Raw genomic sequence first — 19,787 nt, 5'->3', positions numbered from 1 at the left:
CGCGCCCCAAAACGTCGAAGCGCGCCCCAAATCGGGGGACCCGGCGGCCTGAGGTCGGGCGGCCCGGCTCAGCCGAGGCGGGCGAGCAGCTCGCGGATCGCGGCGTCCAGCGCGGCCACGGCGGCGTGGGCCGCCTCGCCCGAGTCCGCGCGCGCGTCGAGGTACACCTTGAGCTTGGGCTCGGTGCCGCTCGGGCGCACGATCACCCGGGAGCCGTCGGCGAGACGGTAGCGCAGCACGTCGCCGGCGGGCGCGCCCTCGGCGGCCGTGAGCAGATCCTCGACAGACGTGATCGCGGTTTCGCCGAAGCCGGCGGGGGGATCCTGCCGCAGCGCGGCCATGATCCGGCCGATCACGGCGACGTCGTCGACGCGGATCGACACCTGGCCGCTCGCGAAGTGACCCACCTCGGCGGCGACCTCCTCGAGCAGGTCCACGAGCGTCGCATCGCGTCCGCGCGCCTCGGCGGCGAGCCCGAGCAGGGCGACCGCGGCGGAGATGCCGTCCTTGTCGCGCACCGTCTCCGGGTTCACCAGATAGCCCAGGGCCTCCTCGTAGCCGAATGCGATGCCGGGAGCACGGGAGATCCACTTGAAGCCGGTGAGGGTCTCGTGGAAGTCCAGCCCGTACCGCGCGGCGACCGCGCCGAGTGCGGGGGAGGACACGAGCGAGCACGCCAGCGAGGTTCCCGGCGCGGCGGGACCGTCCGCCGTGGCCGCGCGCGCGGCGCGCCAGCCGAGCAGCAGGCCGACCTCGTTGCCGGTGAGCCGGCGCCAGCCCCCCTCTGCGGTCTCGTCGGGGACGCCGACCGCGAGCCGGTCCGCATCGGGGTCGTTCGCGATCACGAGCTCGGCGCCCAGCGTGCGCGCCTTCGCGAACGCGAGGTCCATGGCGCCAGGCTCCTCCGGATTGGGGAAGGAGACCGTGCGGAAGGTGGGATCGGGGTCGCGCTGCTCGGTCACGGTCCACGGCGCGGGGTAGCCGGCGTCGCCGATGATGCGGGAGAACGTCTCCCAGCCCACCCCGTGCAGGGCGGTGTAGACCCAGCGCAGCCCCGCGGTGCCGACCGGGGCCGGCGCCACGGCGGCGGTCGCGGCGACGTACGCCTCGACGATGTCCTCGCCGGCGGTCTCGTAGGCCTCGGAGCGCGGGATCGCCCGTGCGTCCCCGCGATCGGCGACCTGCTGGATGTGCGCCGCGATCTCGGCGTCGGCGGGCGCGACGATCTGCGAGCCCTGGTCCGCGCCGCCGAGGTACACCTTGTAGCCGTTGTCGTTCGGCGGGTTGTGGCTCGCGGTCACCATCACACCGGCGTCCGCGCCGAGGTGCCGCACGGCGAATGCGAGCACCGGGGTCGGCAGCAGCCGCGGCAGCAGGATCGCCCGCAGTCCCGCGCCGGCGAAGATCTCGGCCGAGTCCTTCGCGAACACGCGGGAGTTCTTGCGCCCGTCGTACCCGATCACGACGGTCGGCGTTCCTGCCGACGCCTTCTCGGACAGGTACGCGGCGAAGCCCGCGGCGGCCTGCGCCACGAGCACCCGGTTCATCCGGTTCGAGCCGGCGGCGAGCTCGCCGCGCAGCCCGGCGGTGCCGAAGGCGAGGCGCGTGGAGAAGCGGTCGGCGAGGTCGGCGGCGGCAGCCTCGTCACCGGATCCGGCGCTCGTGATGAGACCGGCGAGCTCGTCCCGGGTCTCCGGGTCGGGATCCTGACGCAGCCAGGCGCGTGCCTGCGTGAGCAGCGTCGCCTCCTGCGCGCTCACAGCGCCCCGATCACACGGGCGAGCAGATCCGAGATGACGGGCTCCGCCTCCCGGCCGGCCTCGATCACCTCGGCGTGGCTGAGCGGGGTCTTCTGGATCCCCGCGGCGAGGTTCGTGATGAGCGAGAAGCCGAGGATCTCCATGCCGGCCTGCCGCGCCGCGATCGCCTCGAGCGCGGTGGACATGCCGACGATGTGGCCGCCGATGGCCTTCGCCATCTGCACTTCGGCCGGGGTCTCGTAGTGCGGGCCGCGGAACTGCGTGTAGACGCCCTCGTCGAGGCTCGGGTCGATCGTGCGGGCGAGATCGCGCAGCCGCGCGCTGTACAGGTCGGTGAGGTCGATGAAGGTCGCGCCCTCGAGCGGCGAATCCGCGGTGAGGTTGAGGTGGTCGCTGATCAGCACCGGCTGCCCGGGCTTCCAGGTCTCGCGGATGCCGCCGGCGCCGTTGGTGAGCACCATGGTCGCAGCGCCCGTGGCGGCGGCGGTGCGCACGCTGTGCACGACGCGGCGGACGCCGTGGCCCTCGTAGTAATGGGTGCGCGCGCCGATCACGAGCACGTTCTTCCCACCAGGGGTGACGATGCTGCGGAGCGTGCCGACGTGGCCCTCCAGCGCGGGCTTGGAGAAGCCGGTGACCTCGGTGGCGGGGATGGTCGCGACGGTCTCGCCGATGAGCTCCGCGGCCTTGCCCCAGCCGGAGCCGAGGGTGACGGCGATGTCGTGACGCTCGACGCCGGTGAGCCGGTGGATGTCGGAGGCGGCCTCAGCAGCGATCGCGAAGGGGTCGGCACTCGGGTCGTCGAGGGGGTGGTTCCAGTCAGCCATGAGATCGAGGATACGGCCCCGCACCCTGAGCGGGCGAGGAGGGCGCGGAAGAGCGGGAGTCGCACTCGCCCGCGCTCACGATGGCGCCGCGGTGGCCGAACGCGCGGCGAACGGGGAGGGAACGCTTTCCCGGTCGCGGACCGGCTGATCCCGGCCGCGCGGCGGATGCGGAAGAATGGATCCCATGACCTTGATGTTCGAGCGCTCTCAGCGTGTCGCCGTGCTCGGTGGCGGTCCCGGCGGTTACGAGGCGGCGCTCGCCGCAGCACAGCTCGGGGCGGAGGTGACGCTCGTCGAACGGGTCGGCGTGGGCGGATCCGCCGTGCTCACCGATGTGGTGCCCTCCAAGAGCTTGATCGCCACGGCGGACGCGGCCGTCGCGATCAGCGAGGCCACCGACCTCGGCGTGCAGTTCTATGCGAAGGGCGCGGAGGGCAAGCCGCTCAAGCCGCAGGTCGCGATCAACCTCGCCGCCGTGAACAAGCGCCTGATGGCGCTCGCCGGGCAGCAGTCCGAGGACATGCGCACCACGCTGCTCGACGCGGGTGTGACGATCCTCTCCGGTCACGGTCGCCTGGACGGCCCGAACGCGATCGTCGTCGCCACCTCCGTGGACGGCACCGAGTTCGACCGCGTCGAGGCCGACACCCTCATCGTCGCCGTGGGGGCGTCCCCGCGCGAGCTGGACTCTGCCAAGCCGGACGGCGAGCGGATCCTCACCTGGACGCAGCTGTACGACATGAAGACGCTGCCCGAGCACCTCATCGTGGTCGGCTCCGGCGTCACCGGCGCCGAGTTCGCCTCGGCGTACATGAACCTCGGCGCGAAGGTCACCCTGATCTCCAGCCGCGACCAGGTACTCCCCGGTGAGGACCAGGACGCGGCGCACGTGCTCGAGAAGGTCTTCAAGCGCGGCGGGATGCAGGTGCTGTCGAAGTCGCGCGCCGACAAGGTCGAGCGCACCGGGGACGGCGTCACCGTGACGCTCTCGGATGGGCGCACGGTCGAGGGCAGCCACTGCCTGATGGCGGTCGGATCCATCCCGAACACGGCGGGGATCGGCCTCGAGGATGTCGGCGTCGAGCTGACCGCGTCGGGCCACATCCGCGTCAACAGGGTCGCGCGGACCTCGGTCTCCAACATCTACGCGGTCGGCGACTGCACGAACTTCTTCCCGCTCGCCTCCGTCGCCTCGATGCAGGGCCGGACGGCCGTGTTCCATGCCCTCGGCGACATCGTGATCCCGCTCGAGAAGCTCAAGATCACGGCGAACATCTTCACCGCCCCGGAGATCGCGACGATCGGCTTCTCCGAGAAGGACATCGAGGACGGCGTGGCCGACGGCATCGCCTACAAGCTGCCTCTCGCCGCCAACCCGCGCGCCAAGATGCAGGGGATCCGCGACGGTTTCGTCAAGATCATCGCGCGCAAGGGATCCGGCACGGTCATCGGCGCCGTGATCGTCGCCCCGCGCGCCTCGGAGCTGATCTACCCGCTCGCGATCGCCGTGGAGCGCCGTCTCAACGTCGACCAGGTGTCGCGCGTGTTCGCCGCCTACCCGTCGATCACGAGCAGCATCACCGACGCGACCCGCGCGATGCACCAGGTCTACATCGCGAACTGACGCTGACACGAAGAAGCGGCGCCCCCTCAGGGGAGCGCCGCTTCTTCGTCGTTGGGGCCCTTCGCGGGCCGAGGATCCTGTCAGCTGATCGTGAGGAGCTGGTGGCCTGCCGACACGGTCGCGCCGGCATCGGCGTTGATGTTGCCGATGACGCCGTCCTTGTGCGCCTGCAGCGGCTGCTCCATCTTCATCGCCTCGAGCACGACGACGAGATCGCCCTTGACGACCTGCTGCCCCTCCTCGACGGCGACCTTGACGACCGTCGCCTGCATCGGCGACTTCACCGCATCGCCGGACGCGCCAGCGTTCACGGTCTTGGCGTGGCTGCGACGCGACGGCGGCACCGCCGCGGGGCGCCCGCCCGTGCCCACGACGGAGGCGGCGACGCGGTCGGGCAGGCTGACCTCGAGGCGCTTGCCGGCGACCTCGACGACGACCGTGTGCCGGCCCTTGGGCTCGGCCGCGGCCTCCAGCTCGCCGTCCCACGCGGGGATGTCGTTGACGAACTCGGTCTCGATCCAGCGCGTGTAGACGCCGAAGCGGCCGTCCTCGGCGGTGAAGGCGGGGTCGTTCACGACCTTGCGGTGGAACGGCAGCACGGTCGGCAGGCCGGAGACCTCGAACTCGTCGAGCGCACGACGCGAGCGCTCGAGCGCCTCTGCGCGGTCCTTGCCGGTCACGATGATCTTCGCGAGGAGGGAATCGAACGCGCCGGAGACGACATCGCCTGCGGTCACACCGGAGTCCAGGCGCAGGCCGGGTCCGCCGAAGGTCTTGAAGACGTGGATCGGTCCGGGCTGCGGCAGGAAGCCCCTGCCCGGGTCCTCGCCGTTGATGCGGAACTCGATCGAGTGGCCCTGCGGGGCGGGGTCCTCGTAGTCGATGGTGCCTCCGGCCGCGATGCGGAACTGCTCGCGGACGAGGTCGATCCCGGTGACCTCCTCGGAGACGGGGTGCTCGACCTGCAGGCGGGTGTTCACCTCGAGGAAGGACACCGTGCCGTCGGCGCCGATGAGGAACTCGCAGGTTCCGGCGCCGACGTAGCCGACCTCCTTGAGGATGGCCTTGGACGCCGAGTACAGCAGGTCGTTCTGCTCCTCGGTGAGGAACGGCGCGGGCGCCTCCTCGACGAGCTTCTGGTGGCGGCGCTGCAGCGAGCAGTCGCGCGTCGAGATGACGACGACGTTGCCCTCGGCGTCGGCGAGGCACTGGGTCTCGACGTGGCGCGGCTTGTCGAGGTACTTCTCCACGAAGCACTCGCCGCGGCCGAAGGCGGCGACGGCCTCGCGGGTGGCGGACTCGAACATCTCGGCGACCTCGTCGAGCTCGCGTGCGACCTTGAGGCCGCGTCCGCCGCCGCCGTAGGCGGCCTTGATCGCGATGGGCAGACCCACCTTCTCGGCGAATGCGACCACCTCGGCGGCCGTCTCGACCGGGCCGGGGGTGCCGGGGGCGAGCGGTGCGCCCACCTTCTCGGCGACGTGGCGCGCGGTGACCTTGTCGCCCAGCGCCTCGATGGCCTCGGGGGACGGGCCGATCCACACCATGCCGGCGCCGATCACGGCACGGGCGAAGGCGGCGTTCTCGGCGAGGAAGCCGTAGCCGGGGTGAACGGCGTCGGCCCCGGCACGGCGGGCCACCGACAGGATCTTGTCGATCTGCAGGTAGGTCTCGGCGCTCGTGGATCCGTCGAGGGCGTAGGCCTCGTCGGCCAGGCGCGTGTGCATGGCGTCACGGTCCTGGTCCGCGTAGACGGCGACGGAGGAGAGACCGGAGTCGCGCGCGGCGCGGATGATGCGGACGGCGATCTCGCCGCGGTTGGCGACGAGCACCTTGGCGATGTCAGGCATGAATGTCAGCCTATCGACAGCGCCGCCGATATTTTTGACGACTCTCCACAAGAATCGGCGCGGATCACGTCCCGGATCCTACGAGCCGGGTCCTCCCGGAGCCGGCTCAGGAGGACGGCGGCACCGCGTTCCACAGGTCGGTCCAGCGGATCCCGAGCCGTCCGGCGAGGTGCCGGAGAGTGGACAGCGACATGCCGACGACCGTGGAGGGATCGCCGTCGACCCGCTCGATGAAGGCGCCGCCCAGGCTGTCCACGGTGAAGGCGCCCGCCACGAGCAGGGGCTCCCCGGTGGCGACGTACCGCTCGAGCTCGGCGTCATCGATGTCGGCGGCGAACGTCACGGCCGCTTCCGCGACGGCATGCGTCTCGGCGGCGGGCTCGCCAGGACGCACCAGGATGACGCTGTGCCCGGAGTGCAGCACGCCGGTCCTGCCGCGCATGGCGTGCCAGCGCGCGAGCGCGCGCTCCGGAGTGTGCGGCTTGCCGTGCACCTCGCCGTCGAGCTCGAACATCGAGTCGCCGCCGATCACGATCCCCTCGAAGTCCGGATGCGCGTCATGGATCCGCGCGGCGACGTCGGCGGCCTTCGCGCGTCCGAGCAGCAGCACGACCTCCTCCGGCGCGAGCGCCCTGCCGAGGCGGTCGGCTTCTGCGGCGGCGACCGCGTCCTCGTCCACATCGGGACTCAGGCACAGCGGTTCGATGCCGCTCTGCCGCAGCAGAGCGAGCCGGGCGGGTGAGGTGGAGGCGAGGCACACGCGCATGGGACCACGCTAGCGGTGCGGCGACCGCGGATCCGGATCCGGCGGCGGGCGGGCGCCGACGTCTGGGATGATCGAGGGGTGACAGATTCCCACGCGTCCGAGGGCGCCCTTCTCGACCTCGACGTGACCGCCATCGCGCACGGCGGCGTCTTCATCGCCCGGCATGAGGGGCGCGTGGTGTTCGTCTCGGATGCGCTCCCCGGTGAGCGCGTCAGGGCGCGGTTGACCGACCCTTCGGCAGGCTCAGGGGGCGACGGCGCCGACACGCGCTCGTTCTGGCGGGCCGAGACCGTCGAGGTGCTCGACGCGTCGGAGCACCGGCGCCCGCACGTGTGGCCGGAGGCGGACGTGTCGCGCGCACCGGAGCAGCGGCCGGGCGGCGCGGACCTCGGGCACATCGAGATCGCGCACCAGCGCGTGCTCAAGCGCCGGGTGCTGCAGGAGGCCCTGGACCGCTTCGCCGGGGGAGGGATCGACGCTCCAGAGGTCGAGGCCACGGGAACCGATGAGAACTGGCGCACCCGGGTCACCCTGCACGTGGACGGAGAGGGGCGGATCGGCCCCTTCGCCGCGCGCAGCCACCGCGTGGTGCCGGTCGCCGAGCACGTGCTCGCCCGCCCCGCGATCGACGCCGCCGCGCGCGAGCTGCGCGGGCTGCCGGAAGGCCGGATCGAGCTCGTCGAGCCCTCCGACGGCGAGGTGCGCCGCGTGCTCCGCACCGAGGCGGAGCGCGTCGCGCACGGCGCCCGGCGTCGCGGGCCGCGGCGCCCCGCACCGGAGACCATCGTCGAGCGCGTCGGCGAGCGCTCCTTCACGCTCGACGCCGACGGCTTCTGGCAGATCCACCCGGCCGCCGCGGGACTCCTCGACGGGGCCGTCGCCGAGCTGCTCGACGGGCAGATCGACCCGGACGCGATGCACCTCGACCTGTACGGCGGCGTCGGCCTGTTCTCGGCCACTCTGGCGCGGCTCGGCGCGCGGCGGATCACCACCGTCGAATCCGCCCCTCGCGCCACCCGGCATGCGGCCGCGAACCTGCGCGATCTGGGCGTTCAGGCGGTCACCGCGCGCGTGGACCGCTTCCTGCGCGCCGACGATGCGGCGACCGAGGGTGTCGCCGGCGGCGCCGTGATCCTGGACCCGCCCCGTTCCGGCGCCGGACGGGCCGTCGTCGAGGACGTCGCCGCGCTGGATCCGGCCGCGATCGCCTACGTGGCCTGCGACCCGGTCGCCCTCGCCCGGGACCTCGCCACGTTCCGGGGCCTGGGATACGAGCCGCGCGCACTCCGCGCCTTCGACCTGTTCCCGCACTCCCACCACCTGGAGACGGTGGCGCTCCTCACGCGCTGAACGGAGGGCCGTCTCGGGCGGATACGGGAGCGTGGACCCGCCGGGCCACGGGATAGGGTGAGACCGTGAGCAGCGTAGCCCTGATCGACGACCACGAGTCCGTTCGCCTGGGACTCGCCGCCGCGCTCGAGCGGGCGTCCTTCGACGTCGTCTTCGCGGGCGCCGGTGTGGCCGAGTACCTCGATGCACGAAGCCGCGCGGGCAATGCTCCCGCCGACGTCGTGGTGCTCGATCTCACCCTGGGCGACGGCACGACCGTGACGGAGAACGTCACCCGGCTCGTCCTCGACGGCTCCAGCGTGGTCATCCACAGTGTCGCCGACCGGCCGGTCTCGGTGCGCGAGGCGCTCGCTGCAGGGGCCGCGGGGGTCATCAGCAAGTCGTCGCCGCTGGACGACGTGATCGCCGCCGTGCGCACGGTCGCGCGGGGCGAGGCCCTGAACAATGTGGAGTGGGCGAACGCGGTCGACGGCGACACGGCTTTCGCGGACGCGCAGCTGTCCACCCGCGAGCGCGAGGTGCTCCGCCTCTACGCGACGGGCCTGCCGCTCAAGGTCGTGGCGGAGCGGCTCGGCGTGGCCTATTCGACGGCCAAGGAGAACATCACCCGGATCAGGGTCAAGTACGTCGAGGTCGGGCGCCCTGCCCCCACCAAGGTCGACCTGCTGCGGCGCGCGATGGAGGACGGCATCGTGGAGACGGCGCAGGAGGATCCGCAGGGTGTCTCCTGAACCGAGCGGGCACCGTGGCGCAACGGCCGCGGTGAGCGCCATCCCGACGCCGCGGCCGAGGGGCTGACGCGTGTCGGCGGATCAGGGCCTCAGAGAGGCGTGGGAGAAGATCCCCACGCCCGGCGAGGTCGGCCAGGAACTGGAGCGCTTCGCCGGACGGCGGATGGAGCGCATCATCGCGATCGTCGTCGGGGTCGGCGCGCTCGCGCTGGGGGCCCAGGCGCTGGTCACCGCGCTCGTGACGCTGCAGGTCGTCGATGCGTCGCACCTCACGATGATGGCGGTGGTGTTCGTGCCGTGGCTCGCGATGCTCGTGTGCTGCACGCTCGGGCGCGGGGTGCGCCTGACGGCGGGGATCTTCTTCGTCGCGTATCTCATCGACCTGCTGCTGTGGCCGTTCGTGGCAAACCACAAGGACGTGGTGCCGACGGAGCAGCCGTGGATCTTCTTCCTCGTCAACGTGGCCGGCGTCGCGGCGGTCGTCGCGTTCCCGCTCGGCGTGCAGGTCGCGTGGGCACTCGTCGGCCCTTTCATCTACGGGACCGTGCGACTCATGCAGGGCGACTTCGGACCGGACTTCTGGATCGTCACGGCGTTCGACGTGTCCTTCACGCTGATCCTCGGGCTCGTGCTGGTCGCCCTGGGCTGGATGTTCCGTTCGGTCGCGAACGGTGTCGACGACGCCAGGGGGCGCGCGGTCGCGCTCTACACCGAGGCCGCCTCCGCCGAGGCGGTCGAGCACGAGCGCGTCGCCGTGGCGGCGCTCATGCACGACAGCGTGCTGGCCGCGCTGATCGCGGCCGAGCGCGCGGGCACCGACCGCGAGCGCGCCCTCGCGATGGACATGGCGAGGGAGGCCCTGACCCGTCTCGCGAACGCCGAGGCCCCCGCACAGGAGGGCAGCGACGAGCCGGTGGAGGTCGAGCTGCTCGCCGAGGACCTGCGCCATGCCGTGACGCAGCTGGGGCTCACGATCGAGGTCGAGCAGTTCGGCCACGGCGCCGTCCCCGACCGGGTCGCCCGCGCGATGGCGCTCGCCGCACGGCAGGCGATCGGCAACGCGGTCGCGCACGCCTCCGCGCGCGGTCTCGCTGTGGTGGTCGAGGGGCACGGCGACACGGGGCTCACCGTCAAGGTCAGCGACACCGGCAGCGGATTCGACCCCTCTCAGGTCGGTGCCGACCGGCTCGGGATCCGCGCCTCGATCCTCGCCAGGATGACGGCGGTCGGCGGCAGCGCGACGATCGACTCCGACCGTCGCGGCACGGTCGTCACGCTGGGCTGGTCGCGGACATGAGGCTCACCGTCCGCATCGTCGCGACCGGGCTCGCGCTCGTGTTCGCCTGCTACTTCGCCGCGCGAGCGCTGTGGTGGACCTCGCCGCCGCCGCGTCCGCTGCTCGTGCTGCTCGCGGTCCTGATCTACCTCGTCTCGTTCGCCGTGATCGCCGTCGTCGGCGCCGCTCGCGCGGTGAAGATGCCGCGCTGGGCCGCCGCCCTGGCGCTCGCGTCCGCACTCGCGATCCCGCAACTGAGCAACCTCGGCCTGGATCCGGCCGCGCTGCGTGCTCCCTACGCCACCTGGTACATCGGCTCCGTGGGCTTGATCGGCGTGGTCTGCATCGTGCGCCGCCGCCCGCTCGCCGGATGGCTGGTGCTGCTCCTGCTCACGATCGCGTCGACGCTGTGGATCGGCATCCTCGACTCGCTCGGTCTCGGGCTCGTCGGATCCACGGTGTGGATGGTGATCGCCCAGCTGCTGGTCGCCTTCTGGCGGCGCGCCGTGCGCGACACCGATCGCCTCGCGGGGATCCAGCAGGCGGCGTCGGCCTGGCAGGCGACCCAGATCGTGCGTCAGCGCGAGCGCCGCGAACGCGTCCAGTACGCGCTCGCGGTCGCGGGTCCGATCCTCGCCAGGGTCATCGCGACCCGGGGCGACCTGTCCGTCGAGGAGCGGCAGGAGGCGCATCTGTCCGAGGGACGGCTCCGCGATGAGATCCGCGGCGGAGAGCTGCTCAACGAGCGCGCCCGCGCGGCGATCGAGACGGCGCGCGCGAGGGGCGCCACCGTGACCGTGTTCGACGACGGCGGGCTGGAGGGCCTCGACGAGCAGACCAAGGGCGTGATCCGCGAGGAGCTGGCGGACGTGCTCGCGGACTCGTCCTCCGCGCGGCTCATCATCCGCGCCCCGAGGGACGCGCGGATCGCGGTCACCGTGGTCGGACGCTCTGCGGCGGGGGAGTCCTCGGACGAGGACTCCGTCGAGCTGTGGCGCGAGATCCCGCGCTCGCGCTGATCGGCAAGCCGCAGCCTGCGAGCAGGAAGCCCGATTCCGCTGTGGAGCAGGAATCCCGATTCCTCCGTGGAGGAAGAAAGGGCGAGGGGCGGCGAAGCCGCCCACCCCTCGCCAGGTGCGGAACAGTTACCCGAAAACTGCCCGCGGAGACCGGAGATCGTCTACCTACCCTGTGGCAGAGATCCGGTCGAACGCGAAGCGTTGCAAGAAAGAGTCTTCCGGGTTGCAAGAGGGATGTCTGTAGGTATTTTGGGGGACAAATCCAGACGGAGGTGAAAATCCCGTCGGAGGCCCCAGAAGCCCGGTCTCCTGCGCAGGGGGCGCGGTCAGCCGGAGAAGCGGCCCCAGGGGATGTCCCGTCGCAGCGGGGCCCTGAGGCCACGCTGAGTGCGGCCCCAGGCCGACACCGGCTTCTCGGCGGCCACGGCATCCGCCTCCTCGGCCACGAAGGCCTCGGAGAGCACGGCGATGAGCGCCGCGAGCTCCTCCTCGGTGGCGGAGCCGCGCAGCACCTGGATCTCGACCGCCCCGTCGTCCTCCGCGCTCACAGCGGGATGTTCCCGTGCTTCTTCGGGGGCAGCTCTGCGCGCTTGCCGCGCAGCGCCCGCAGCGCCTTCGCGATCGAGACCCGCGTGTTCGCCGGCTCGATGACGCCGTCGATCTCGCCGCGCTCGGCGGCCAGGAACGGGCTGGTCACGTTGTAGGTGTACTCGTTGGCGAGGCGGGTGCGGACGGCGGCGACATCCTCGCCGGCCTCCTCCGCGCGCTTGATCTCCCCGCGGTAGAGGATGTTCACCGCGCCCTGGCCGCCCATGACGGCGATCTCGGCCGTGGGCCAGGCGAGGTTCACGTCCGCCCCGAGCTGCTTGGAGCCCATCACGATGTAGGCGCCGCCGTAGGCCTTGCGCAGGATCACGGTCACGAGGGGCACGGTGGCCTCGGCGTAGGCGTAGATGAGCTTGGCGCCGCGGCGGATCACGCCGGTCCACTCCTGGTCGGTGCCCGGCAGGTAGCCCGGCACGTCGACGAGCGTGACGATCGGGATGGAGAAGGCATCGCAGAAGCGCACGAAGCGGCTGGCCTTCTCGCCGGCCTCGATGTTGAGCGTGCCCGCCATCTGCGAGGGCTGGTTGGCGATGATGCCGACCGAGCGTCCCTCGACGCGGCCGAAGCCGATCACGATGTTCGGGGCGAACAGCGGCTGCACCTCGAGGAACTCGCCGTCGTCGACGACCCGCTCGATGACGGTGTGGATGTCGTAGGGCTGGTTCGCGGAGTCGGGGATCAGCGTGTTGAGCGTGCGATCCGCATCGGTCGTCTCGAACTCGAAGTCGTTGGAGTACGACGGCAGCTCCGCCATGTTGTTGTCCGGCAGGAAGCCGAGGAGGGTGCGCGCGTAGTCGATCGCGTCGTCCTCGTCCTCGGCGAGGTAGTGCGCGACGCCGGAGCGGGTGTTGTGCGTGTACGCACCGCCGAGCTCCTCCATCCCGACGTCCTCGCCGGTGACGGTCTTGATGACGTCGGGGCCGGTGACGAACATCTGGCTGGTCTTGTCGACCATGATCACGAAGTCGGTCAGCGCGGGGCCGTACACGGCGCCGCCCGCAGCCGGGCCCATGATGATGGAGATCTGCGGGATGACGCCGGAGGAGCGGGTGTTCGTCCGGAAGATCTCGCCGTACTTGCTGAGCGCGAGCACGCCCTCCTGGATGCGGGCTCCGCCCGAGTCGAGGATGCCGATGATGGGCACGCCGCTGCGCAGCGCGAACTCCATGATCTTGATGATCTTGTCGCCGGAGACCTCTCCGAGCGAGCCGCCGAAGGTCGTGAAGTCCTGCGAGTAGACCGCGATGGTGCGACCGTTGATGGTGCCGACGCCGGTGACGACCGAGTCGCCGTACGGCCGGTTCTTGTCCATGCCGAACGCGGTCGTGCGGTGCCGCACGTACTCGTCGAACTCGACGAAGCTGCCGGGGTCCACCAGCAGCTCGATGCGCTCGCGGGCCGTCATCTTGCCCTTGGCGTGCTGCTTCTCCTTGGCCTTCGCCTCGGCCGCGACGACGGCCTCGTCGTAGCGGGCGCGGAGGTCGGCGATCTTGCCGGCGGTCGTGTAGAGGTCAGGGGTGTCCGTCACGCTTTCCACATTAGCGCCGGGGCCCGGGGGTCCGTTGGATGAGAGGCACAACACCCGAGCGGGATCCTCTGTGCGGACCCTCTGGTCGTCGCCGGGCGCCCGCGTGCGCTGCGGGCCCCGCGGATAGGGTGACCGGATGAGCTTCCCGCACAGCACCGCGGCCGCCGCGCGCCTCGAGATCGTCGCCTCGACCGGTTCCACGAACGCCGATCTGCGGGCGCTCGCGGACGACGAGGCCGGCTGGCCGCACCTGTCCGCGATCCTCACCGAGGATCAGGTCGCGGGCCGTGGCCGCCTCGACCGCGTGTGGACGGCGCCGGCCGGATCCGCGCTGGCCCTGTCGGTGCTGCTGCGCGTGCCGCGGGTCCCCGTCGCCGAGCGCGGCTGGATCCCGCTCGCGGCGGGCCTCGCGATGGCCGATGCGATCGCCGTTCAGCTGCCAGGGCGCGCCGTGGGCGTGAAGTGGCCGAACGACGTGCTGGTGGGCGACCGCAAGATCTGCGGCATCCTCGCCGAGGCCACCGGATCCGATGTCGTGATCGTCGGCTCAGGCGTCAACACCGCGATGGCGGCCGGGCAGCTCCCGGTCGAGACCGCGACCTCGTTCGCCGTCGAGGGCGTGGAGGCCGATCTCGATCTGCTCGTCGCCGGCTACCTGGCCCGGCTGGACGGGTGGATCGAAGCGCTCTCGGAGCACGGCTCGGCCGTCGCGAGTGGTCTGCACGACGCCGTCGCGGCCCGCTGCGTCACGCTCGGCCGGACGGTGCGCGTGATGCTGCCCGGCGGTGCCGATCTGGTCGGCGAGGCGACGGGGCTCGGTCAGGACGGCTGCCTGATCGTCACCGCGGACGGATCCGAGCACCGCATCGCCGCCGGCGACATCGTGCACCTGCGCCTGGCCTGAGCCGGCGGGCGCCCTCCGGGCTCGGCGGGATCCCTGGCGGCCCGACTACCCTGGATCCGACATGGCACATCTCCTCGGGGCCGAAGGCCTCCATCTCGAGTTCCCCACCCGGATCGTCTTCGATTCCGTCACCCTCGGCATCGAAGAGGGGGACCGGATCGGGATCGTCGGCCGCAACGGCGACGGCAAGTCCAGCCTGCTCGCGATGCTCGCCGGACGCCTGGAGCCCGACACCGGGCGCGTGACCGTGCGCGGCGGCACCACGATCGGAGTGCTCGACCAGGCGGACGTGCTCGATGACGCCCTCACCGTCGGCGGGGCCATCGTCGGCGACACCCCGGAGCACGAGTGGGCGGGGGACCCGAAGGTCCGCGACGTGATCGACGGCCTCGTGAGCGACCTGGACTGGAACGCCTCCGTCGCCGACCTCTCCGGCGGCCAGCGCCGCCGCGTCTCGCTGGCGAAGCTGCTCGTGGGGGACTGGGACATCGTCGCGCTCGACGAGCCCACCAACCACCTCGATGTGGAGGCGATCGGCTGGCTCGCCGAGCACCTGAAGAGGCGCTGGTCGGCGAACCAGGGCGCGCTCATGGTCGTGACGCACGATCGCTGGTTCCTGGACGAGGTGTGCACCGAGACCTGGGAGGTGCACGACCGGATCGTCGAGCCCTTCGAGGGCGGTTACGCGGCGTACATCCTGCAGCGCGTCGAGCGCGACCGGATGTCGGCGGCGACCGAGGCGAAGCGGCAGAACCTCGCGCGCAAGGAGCTCGCCTGGCTGCGCCGCGGCGCCCCCGCGCGCACATCGAAGCCGAAGTTCCGCATCGACGCGGCGAACGAGCTCATCTCCGATGTGCCAGAGATCCGCGACCGCATCGGGCTGCAGTCGCTCGCCGTCTCGCGGCTCGGCAAGGACGTCGTCGATCTCATCGACGCCGGCGTCACCTTCCCCGCCTCCGCGTCCACCCCGGAGCGGGAAGTGCTGCGCGATGTCGAGTGGCGGATCGCGCCGGGGGAGCGCACCGGCATCCTCGGCGTCAACGGCGCGGGCAAGTCGACCCTGCTCGGCCTCGTGGCGGGCACGCTGGCGCCGACGAGCGGCCGGGTAAAGCACGGCAAGACCGTGCAGGTGCGCACGCTCACGCAGCGCCTGGACGAACTGCAGGACGTCTGGGACGAGCCGGTGCGCATCGTGATCGGTCGGCTGCGCACGACCTACACGTTCGGCACCGGATCCAAGGCGGCCGAACTGACGCCGGGACAGCTGCTGGAGAGGCTCGGCTTCTCCTCGGCGCAGCTCTCCACGCCCGTCAAGGACCTCTCGGGCGGCCAGCAGCGCCGGCTGCAGCTGCTGCTCGTGCTGCTGGATCAGCCCAACGTGATGATCCTCGATGAGCCCACGAACGACATGGACACCGACATGCTCGCGGCGATCGAGGATCTCCTCGACTCCTGGCCCGGCACGCTGCTGGTGGTGAGCCACGACCGCTACTTCCTGGAGCGCGTGACGGACCAGCAGTACGCGATCCTGGACCGGCGGCTCAGGCATCTGCCGGGCGGGGTGGACGAGTACCTGCGTCTGCGGGCGCTCGAGCAGACGCACCAGAAGGCGCCTGCGGCGGGATCCGCCTCCGCCTCCGCCTCCACGTCCGCGCAGGCCGCCGAGCCCGCCCTGAGCGGCGCCGATCGCCGCACCGCGGAGAAGGAGCTGACCGCCCTGGAGCGCCGCATGCAGAAGCTCGCCGAGCAGATCGACCGCGCCAAGCACGCCCTCGCCGACCACGATCAGTCCGACTACGCGGGTCTCGGCGAGAAGATGAAGGAGATCTCCGCGCGGGAGGCCGAGGTCGAGGAGCTCGAGCTGCGCTGGTTCGAACTCACCGAGCAGTTGGGCTGACCGCCGAGAGCGTTGCGCCTAATGCAACGCGTGTTGCGTCAGTGGCGTCCGGTGGGAGAGAATGCCGGAATGGCAACTGCAGACGTTCCCGCGCTGATCGCGATCGGCGAGACCATGGCGATGGTGACGCCGAGCCGGGCGGAGTCCCTCCTCGATGCGGAGAGCATCCGGCTCCGCGTCGGCGGCGCCGAATCCAACGTGGCGGGGCATGTGGCGGCGCTCGGCGGCGCGGCCGCCTGGGTGAGCGCGCTCGGAGACGACGTGCTCGGGCGCCGGGTGCGCCGCGAGATCGAGTCGCAGGGCATCGACACCCGCTGGGTGTCGTTCGATGAGACCGCGCCCACCGGAGTCTTCTTCAAGGATCCGGGGCGCGGCGTCAGCTACTACCGTGCCGGATCCGCCGCGTCGCGGATGACCCCCGCGTCGATCGCGCTGATCCCGATCGAGCAGTCAGCGATCGTGCACGTCTCGGGGATCACCCCCGCGCTCTCGGACGACTGCGCCGCGATGATCGATGCGGTGTTCGATCGCGTCGCCGCGAGCAGCGCGCTCCTCAGCTTCGATGTGAACCACCGTCAGGGGCTGTGGCCGGTCGCCGATGCCGCCCCGATCCTCCGCGATCTGGCGAACCGCGCGGACATCGTCTTCGTGGGGCGCGACGAGGCGGAGACGCTCTGGGGCTGCCGGACCGCGGAGGACGTGCGCGCCCACCTCCCCGCGCCGGCACGGCTGATCGTCAAGGACGGCGACGTCGGCGCCACCGAGTTCTCCGCAGACGGCCCGATCTTCGTGCCCGCGATCCCGACCGAGGTGGTCGAGCCGGTCGGCGCCGGTGACGCGTTCGCGGGCGGCTACCTCGCAGGCCTCCTGCGCGGGTGGACCGTGCAGGAGTGCCTGCGGAGCGGGCACGAGCGCGCGCACCTGGTGCTCCAGTCGACGAGCGACAGCGCGCCTCCCGCTGCGGCGGGTGGTGCGCACCCCCCTCTCGCTGACGTGGCGCGCTGACCTCTCGACCGCTGCTCGGCGCCGTATCCCTCAGAACACGATCACCGGTTTGACCGTGCGGCCGTGGTGCATGTCCTCGACGGCGCGTGCGATCTCGTCGAGCTCGTAGGCCCGTTCCAGCCGCTCCAGCGGAAGCCGGCCTTCGGCGTGCAGCGCGACGAGCTGCGGGATCAGCTGCTGCGGACTGGCATCGCCCATCGTGACGCCGCGCAGCACCTTGCCCGTGAGCATCCCCTGGATGTCGACGGCGATCTCGGTGCCAGGCGGCGGCGCACCGCACACCAGCACCGTGCCGCGGATCGCCGCGGCGTCGAGCGCGGCCCTGGCGACGCCGGGACTCCCCGTCGTGTCGAAGCTCAGATCGACGCCGCGGCCCCCTGTGATCTCCGCGAGGCGCGTGGCGACGTCCTCGGCCCCTGCGTCGATCACGTCGGTCGCGCCGAGCTCCCTGGCGAGATCCAGCCGTTCCGCGACGAGGTCGATCGCGATGAGCCGTGCGGGGGAGCGCAGAGACGCCGCGATCACCCCGGACAGGCCCACCGCGCCCGCCCCGTAGACGGCGACGATGTCCTCCGGGCCCGGGTCGAGCACGTTCCAGATCGAGCCGAAGCCGGTGAGCACGCCGCAGCCGAGCGGGGCGAGGGCGGTGAGGTCCGCGTCCGGCGCGACCCTCACGAGCGAGCGGCGGTCGGCGATCGCGAAGGTGCCGAACGAGGACTGGCCGAAGAAGTGGCCGGCGAGGGGCTGCCCATCGCGGGTGATCGTTCCGGCGTCGTCCTGGCGCAGGGCGCCGAGCAGGTTCCGCGGCAGCCAGGTCTCGCAGTACGCCGGGTGATCCGCCGTGCAGGCGGCGCAATCGCCGCAGGACGTGAAGCTGAGCAGGACCTTGTCGCCCGGTGCGACCTCCGTCACCCCCGGCCCGACGCGCTCGACGACGCCCGCACCCTCGTGTCCGATGATTCCGGGGGCCGGGAACGGGATCCCCCCGGCGAGGACCGCGAGGTCGGTGTGGCACAGGCCGCTCGCGACCAGCCGCACGAGCACCTCGTCCCGGCCGGGGTCGCCGTAGTCGACGTCGGAGACCGTGAACGCTCCCGCCTCCAGAACGGCGGCGCGCCCCGCGGTCACCGCCGGTCCTCCGGCCCGAGGCCGATCACGATCGCGTGCGACCGCTGATACGACGCCATCGCCTCCGGACCACCTTCCCGGCCCCACCCCGAGGCCTTGACGCCGCCGAACGGGATCGCGGGATCGAGGATCGCCCAGCCGTTCACCCAGGTGATGCCGGCGTGCAGGCGCGCGGCGACCCGGTGCGCCCGTGCGAGATCCGAGGTCTGGATGCCGCTGGCCAGCCCGTACCTCGTGTCGTTGGCGAGCGCGATGGCCTCGTCCTCGGTGTCGAAGGGCTGCACTGTCAGCACCGGACCGAAGATCTCCTCGACGACCGCCTCGGCGGCCGGGTCGAGGTCGGCGAGCACCGTGGGCGCGTAGTAGAAGCCGCCGTCGAGGTCGACCCTCTCGCCGCCCGTGACCACGCGTGCGCCCGCGGACCGCGCGCGGTCGACGATGCCGGCGACCTTCTCCAGCTGGCCTCGGCTCGCGACGGGGCCGATCACCGTGGCCGGATCGGAGATGTCCCCGAACGGGACCTGCGGAACCGCGTCGGCGAGGATGCCGAGCACGACCTCGTAGACGGGCCGCTCCACCAGCAGGCGGGGCCCGGCCATGCAGAACTGGCCGCTGTTGAACACGAAGGCGGAGATGACCGTTCCGATCGCGGTGTCCAGATCGGCGTCGGCGAACAGGATGTTGGCGGCATTGCCGCCGAGCTCGGCGGTGAACGACGTGAGGGACTTCCCGGCGAGTGCCGCCGCGCGGGCTCCGACCTCGGTCGAGCCGGTGAAGGCGACCTTGTCCACCCCTGGGTGCCCGACCAGGTGATCGCCGAGCGCCGAGCCGGGGCCGGTGACGACGTTGAAGACGCCGTCCGGCACGCCGGCCTGCTGCAGCACGTCGGCCACGATCAGGGCGCTCAGCGGGGTGTCGCTCGCGGGCTTGTGCACGATCGTGTTGCCGGCGATCAGCGCGGGCGCGATCTTGGAGCTGGACAGGATCAGCGGGAAGTTGAAGGGCGTGATCGCTGCGACCACGCCGTAGGGCTCCTTCTTCACGTAGGCGTGCGCGTGCGCGGCGATCTCCCTGACCTCGCCGTCGAGGTGGTGCCCCAGCGCTGCGTAGTACTCGTACAGCTCCGCGGCGTTGTTGACGTCGACGATCCGCGCGAACGTGATCGGCTTGCCGGCGTTCGCGCTCTCCGCCTGGGCGAGCTCCTCCGTGCGCTCGCGCAGCAGGTCGTGCGCGCGCTGCAGGATGCGGGCCCGCTCACGGCTGGAGAGTCCGGACCACACGCCGGAGTCGAAGGCGGCGCGGGCCGCGGCGACCGCGTCGTCCACGTCCTGCGTCGTCGCGCGGGCGACATCCGTGAGCTTCCGTCCGGTCGCCGGGGCGAGGACGTCCATCCGACCGCCGTCGGACGCCTCGCGCCATGATCCTCCGATGAACAGCCGTCCTGGCGGGAAGGCCGGGGGCGCGGCGACGGGCGCCTCTTCTGCGATCGTCATGATCAGTCCTCTCCTCGTCGAGA

The 19,787-nt window shown here is 71.8% G+C and carries 16 protein-coding genes; 8 read left to right on the top strand and 8 right to left on the bottom strand.

Annotation, left to right across the window (positions count from 1 at the left end):
- Positions 1-68 precede the first annotated feature (68 nt).
- On the bottom strand, positions 69-1,760 hold the full coding sequence (locus RS86_RS03515; RefSeq protein ID WP_045270839.1) for a phospho-sugar mutase: 1,692 nt from the start codon (positions 1,758-1,760) through the stop codon (positions 69-71).
- Positions 1,757-2,587: a purine-nucleoside phosphorylase gene (locus RS86_RS03510; protein WP_045270838.1), complete on the bottom strand. Its 831-nt coding sequence runs from the start codon at positions 2,585-2,587 to the stop codon at positions 1,757-1,759. Before RS86_RS03510 ends, RS86_RS03515 begins: the two co-directional genes overlap by 4 nt.
- 175 nt (positions 2,588-2,762) lie before the next feature.
- Here RS86_RS03510 and RS86_RS03505 point away from each other — a divergent pair, with 175 nt between their 5' ends.
- Positions 2,763-4,211, top strand: a complete 1,449-nt coding sequence (locus RS86_RS03505; RefSeq protein ID WP_045270837.1) for an NAD(P)H-quinone dehydrogenase — start codon at positions 2,763-2,765, stop codon at positions 4,209-4,211.
- A gap of 80 nt (positions 4,212-4,291) precedes the next feature.
- On the opposite strand, the gene RS86_RS03500 is transcribed toward RS86_RS03505, so the two are convergent.
- Together RS86_RS03500 and RS86_RS03495 are read right to left on the bottom strand one after the other, a co-directional pair.
- A complete protein-coding gene (locus RS86_RS03500) occupies positions 4,292-6,061 on the bottom strand; it encodes an acetyl/propionyl/methylcrotonyl-CoA carboxylase subunit alpha (protein WP_045270836.1) in 1,770 nt (589 codons plus the stop codon).
- A gap of 106 nt (positions 6,062-6,167) precedes the next feature.
- Complete coding sequence (locus RS86_RS03495) at positions 6,168-6,827, bottom strand: Maf family protein (RefSeq protein ID WP_045270835.1); 660 nt, start codon at positions 6,825-6,827, stop codon at positions 6,168-6,170.
- 78 nt (positions 6,828-6,905) lie between these two features.
- Here RS86_RS03495 and RS86_RS03490 point away from each other — a divergent pair, with 78 nt between their 5' ends.
- The 4 genes from RS86_RS03490 to RS86_RS03475 all read left to right on the top strand — a co-directional run bounded on the left by RS86_RS03490 (position 6,906) and on the right by RS86_RS03475 (position 11,203).
- The gene (locus RS86_RS03490; RefSeq protein WP_045270834.1) at positions 6,906-8,177 is read left to right on the top strand and encodes a class I SAM-dependent RNA methyltransferase; all 1,272 of its coding nucleotides are present in this window, start codon (positions 6,906-6,908) and stop codon (positions 8,175-8,177) included.
- A gap of 65 nt (positions 8,178-8,242) precedes the next feature.
- A complete protein-coding gene (locus RS86_RS03485; RefSeq protein ID WP_045270833.1) occupies positions 8,243-8,908 on the top strand; it encodes a response regulator transcription factor in 666 nt (221 codons plus the stop codon).
- 70 nt (positions 8,909-8,978) lie between these two features.
- The gene (locus RS86_RS03480) at positions 8,979-10,205 is read left to right on the top strand and encodes a sensor histidine kinase (protein ID WP_052680046.1); all 1,227 of its coding nucleotides are present in this window, start codon (positions 8,979-8,981) and stop codon (positions 10,203-10,205) included.
- Positions 10,202-11,203, top strand: coding sequence for a hypothetical protein (locus tag RS86_RS03475; protein WP_045270832.1), 1,002 nt, complete (start codon positions 10,202-10,204; stop codon positions 11,201-11,203). Before RS86_RS03480 ends, RS86_RS03475 begins: the two co-directional genes overlap by 4 nt.
- A gap of 326 nt (positions 11,204-11,529) precedes the next feature.
- On the opposite strand, the gene RS86_RS03470 is transcribed toward RS86_RS03475, so the two are convergent.
- Complete coding sequence (locus tag RS86_RS03470; protein WP_045270831.1) at positions 11,530-11,751, bottom strand: acyl-CoA carboxylase subunit epsilon; 222 nt, start codon at positions 11,749-11,751, stop codon at positions 11,530-11,532.
- A complete protein-coding gene (locus RS86_RS03465; RefSeq protein WP_045270830.1) occupies positions 11,748-13,346 on the bottom strand; it encodes an acyl-CoA carboxylase subunit beta in 1,599 nt (532 codons plus the stop codon). The genes RS86_RS03470 and RS86_RS03465 overlap by 4 nt, the downstream gene beginning before the upstream one ends.
- A 127-nt stretch (positions 13,347-13,473) precedes the next feature.
- On the opposite strand from RS86_RS03465, the gene RS86_RS03460 reads away from it, so the two are divergent.
- From RS86_RS03460 to RS86_RS03450, 3 genes are all read left to right on the top strand, one after another.
- Positions 13,474-14,241, top strand: a complete 768-nt coding sequence (locus tag RS86_RS03460; RefSeq protein ID WP_045270829.1) for a biotin--[acetyl-CoA-carboxylase] ligase — start codon at positions 13,474-13,476, stop codon at positions 14,239-14,241.
- 61 nt (positions 14,242-14,302) lie between these two features.
- The gene (locus RS86_RS03455) at positions 14,303-16,138 is read left to right on the top strand and encodes an ABC-F family ATP-binding cassette domain-containing protein (RefSeq protein ID WP_045270828.1); all 1,836 of its coding nucleotides are present in this window, start codon (positions 14,303-14,305) and stop codon (positions 16,136-16,138) included.
- A gap of 69 nt (positions 16,139-16,207) precedes the next feature.
- Entirely contained in the window at positions 16,208-17,143 is a 936-nt protein-coding gene (locus tag RS86_RS03450; RefSeq protein ID WP_045270827.1) for a sugar kinase, read from the top strand.
- A gap of 30 nt (positions 17,144-17,173) precedes the next feature.
- Here RS86_RS03450 and RS86_RS03445 read toward each other — a convergent pair whose 3' ends face one another.
- On the bottom strand, positions 17,174-18,271 hold the full coding sequence (locus RS86_RS03445; protein WP_045270826.1) for an NAD(P)-dependent alcohol dehydrogenase: 1,098 nt from the start codon (positions 18,269-18,271) through the stop codon (positions 17,174-17,176).
- Positions 18,268-19,764, bottom strand: coding sequence for an aldehyde dehydrogenase family protein (locus tag RS86_RS03440; RefSeq protein ID WP_045270825.1), 1,497 nt, complete (start codon positions 19,762-19,764; stop codon positions 18,268-18,270). The genes RS86_RS03445 and RS86_RS03440 overlap by 4 nt, the downstream gene beginning before the upstream one ends.
- Between the last annotated feature and the right edge of the window lie 23 nt (positions 19,765-19,787).

The sequence above is a fragment of the Microbacterium azadirachtae genome, assembly GCF_000956505.1.
Classification (GTDB): domain Bacteria; phylum Actinomycetota; class Actinomycetes; order Actinomycetales; family Microbacteriaceae; genus Microbacterium; species Microbacterium azadirachtae_A.
This window is presented reverse-complemented; position numbering and strand designations above follow the sequence as displayed.